The following is a 2,984-nucleotide window of genomic DNA, read 5'->3' as shown; positions in this document are numbered from 1 at the left end:
GCCGCATACCACCTTAATCGCTAAAACCAACGCATAGTGAAAATGCCACGCGTTGCGAATCCCTCTTGAACAGTTTGTTAGGTGCGTAGCCAAAGTTGGTAAAAGTCGGTTTCATCGTGCTTGGGATTCTTGCGCACGAACTCCCAACCATGGCGCTTGTAGAATGTGAGAGCTCGATGGTTAGTTCGACTTACTGAAAGTACAGCACGCAAACAACCCGCTGTACTCAACGCGCTTACAATATAATCCTGCAATTTTGCAGCGAGTCCTGAACCACGAAAATTCAGCTTTAAGTAAATGAGATGCACATAGCCAGTCTCCGGCTCGGGTGAAAAGCTACGAAACTCTAACTGCCCTGCAAACTGACCATCCACAAATATATGGATATAGAACCATCCTGATGTTGCTAGCCGGTCTAATACTCGTTCACGATAACCACTGATGAAGTCGTCGAAACCATCGTAATGCCCAAAACTACAAAAGTATGCATCTTTTCTCACAGCTACGCACAATTCGAAATCATCAATGTTTATCTGCTGAAAAGCAATTTCCATACTTACCTTTTCCTTCAAGCACCTAACGCCGCGTTAAGGTGTGAACAACGCGACCACCAAACCTAACCCATTGTGCCGTAAACACTAAAGCCGATACAAACCCAAAATGCAAAGCGTTGAGAATCACTCTTAAACGCTTTGTTATAAATATTTTTATGGGTACATTTCTCCAATTACCTCAAACAACTCGAACTTACGATCGAACCAGTAATCATCAAATTCCCACTCATCAATTGTTGCCCCACCGATGAAACCAATATGCCAAATATTATGAGCTATCAACAACCAAGGAATAGCGCCAAGCTCGTCTTCAGAAAGTGCTGAAATTGACTGGTAACCACTTAGAAATGATGACCATTGTCGTTTAATATTGTCACTATTAGTGAATAGAAGATTCCACAAGAAGACTACTGGATCGTATATTCGCCAACTTCTGCAACAAAAGTCAAAATCAAGGATCGTGATCTGCTGAGGTGAGAAGATTGCATTACCCCAATGGAAGTCTCCGTGACACAAAACCTCCGGCAAAGGCAACTTGGACAAGTTGACCTCCGCTTGTGTAGCTAAGGTTTCTATAACACCAACCTGTTCTTGCTTGCGGCTATAACCGGCTCTGATATTGAGCAAAGGGGAAGTCAGCAGCTCTTCAGTTTTTTTATGCGGAAAATCTTGCCGACTCTCTGTTAAATGCAGCCGAGCGCACTCTCGACCAAATAAGTAACATTGAGAAGAACTGATAGTGGACACCTTGTCAGCATGTACAAAATGGCTTAACACTGCATACTTATCACCAATATGCTGGACATACTTACCATCAGCTCCAAGAACAGGGACGGTTACGGAAGCCCCATTAGCTTTCAAGCTAGCATTGAACTCGGTCATTGACGTCAAGTGCGATAAAGAGCAATCACTAGCTTTATAAAGCTTAACAATATATTGGTTAGAGCAAAGTGTTTTGAGTTGATATAACTCATGCATACTCGATAGATGGGTAACCTCAGTGACATTGATATCGTAGATTTCACTGAGCTTTTGTTTGAAGTATCGAATGTTATCTTTCACGGATGCTCCAATATTTATAACGCCGCATTAAGGTGTGAGCGACGCTTGGCTATACTTGAGCGAAGCGAAACTGCCAAGCGTTGCGAATCACTCTTAAATGCTTTGTTAGCATGATGGATCAGAACCAATCTGGTCTAAAAATTCGCAAGACATCAAGAGCTCTGCCATTTAAAAATGTAAATGCAAAAATTGCGATCATAAACTTATAAAACCTATGGTTAGCTTGTTCATAGTGCCACTTGGGAGCGTTCTTGTTTGCCGTTAGTATGTGATAGAACGCATAAATACATATTACTGCGAATAGTGCTAAACAAGAAACCGTAAACAATTTCGTAAAAGCGAACTCCGAGGGTAATGAATTCCTCGAGAAATATGCCGGAATTAGCGCCCCCCACATAATTCCGACATATGTTGAACTCATTCCTAAAGCAGTGTTAGCAGACCATAGGCCAAATAATTTTACATATTTGTCGTCATAATTTTCGACTGGACCGCTAATGACATACTTAACACTCAAAAATGATATCGAGATTGAAGCAAAAACCCAAATCCATTTCAGGCCGACTTGCTCCAATAGAAATTCACCAAAAAACTTAGGATTTATGTCTAACCATATGAGAAACCACACAACAGTTGAAGTGATACCAAACCCCACAAACGGGTAGAATATAGATTTATAACTTATAGGGTGATTTTTTAAATATTCTTTGCAATTCAAACTTTTTATAACCTCAATTCTCATACTGCATGCTAACGCCGCATTAAGGTGTGAGCAACGCTACCACGAAACCCAACTATACCACCGTAAACACGAAGCTCACGATGGAATGAAAAATGCCAAGCGTTGGGAATCACTCTTGAATGCTTTGTTATGTTTACTTTTTGTTCGTTAATCTCGCTTTTTCTTCTTTCGCCTTTTTCTTTTCATAGTGTAAGTCATATACTTTTAAACCTTGATGCCTCAAACATACCGCTAAAACAAAAAAGATAGTCAGATATACAATACCCCATAAATCTAATGCCTTATTTTGATAAACAGATACACCGAAATATGCAATGGGTGCCCAAAACATCTTATCTGCTATTTTTAACAAAGAATCCGCAAATTTTTTTTGGGCATCTTCAGAAAGATATCCTTCATACCCTTTTGCATGAAATGCTTCTAATAAAATCTTCAACATAAATATCACTCTAAGAAGTTGGCAACTAGCAACGATAACTAATTGATTTAGTTGATAACATATACAAAATGCATATATTTAGCAAACGGACATTTCATGAAATCTATAAAAGGTGATGTAAAACAGTAGAACATTGAATATGGGTTACAACAAATCTAACTTAGTAAAGTGTCTACTAAACGTGGGG

The 2,984-nt window shown here is 39.5% G+C and carries 3 protein-coding genes; all 3 read right to left on the bottom strand.

Going from position 1 to position 2,984, the window contains the following annotated elements; translation table 11 throughout:
• Positions 1-77 precede the first annotated feature (77 nt).
• Positions 78-554 (bottom strand): GNAT family N-acetyltransferase, encoded by a 477-nt coding sequence (locus KIV41_RS22070; protein WP_252040585.1) that lies wholly within the window; start codon positions 552-554, stop codon positions 78-80.
• A gap of 153 nt (positions 555-707) precedes the next feature.
• Positions 708-1,616, bottom strand: a complete 909-nt coding sequence (locus tag KIV41_RS22065) for a phosphotransferase (RefSeq protein WP_285337690.1) — start codon at positions 1,614-1,616, stop codon at positions 708-710.
• An 875-nt stretch (positions 1,617-2,491) separates the two neighbouring features.
• Entirely contained in the window at positions 2,492-2,797 is a 306-nt protein-coding gene (locus KIV41_RS22060) for a hypothetical protein (protein WP_199481180.1), read from the bottom strand.
• Between the last annotated feature and the right edge of the window lie 187 nt (positions 2,798-2,984).

This window comes from Vibrio sp. D401a (assembly GCF_030248515.1).
Lineage (GTDB): Bacteria > Pseudomonadota > Gammaproteobacteria > Enterobacterales > Vibrionaceae > Vibrio > Vibrio rotiferianus.
The sequence above is the reverse complement of the archived record's forward strand: the minus strand, read 5'-3'. Positions and strand labels throughout refer to the sequence as shown.

Excerpts from the sequence above, each read along its gene's own strand:
- KIV41_RS22070 (WP_252040585.1), bottom strand. The coding sequence starts at position 554 with ATGGAAATTGCTTTTCAGCAGATAAACATTGATGATTTCGAATTGTGC.
- KIV41_RS22060 (WP_199481180.1), bottom strand. The coding sequence starts at position 2,797 with ATGTTGAAGATTTTATTAGAAGCATTTCATGCAAAAGGGTATGAAGGA.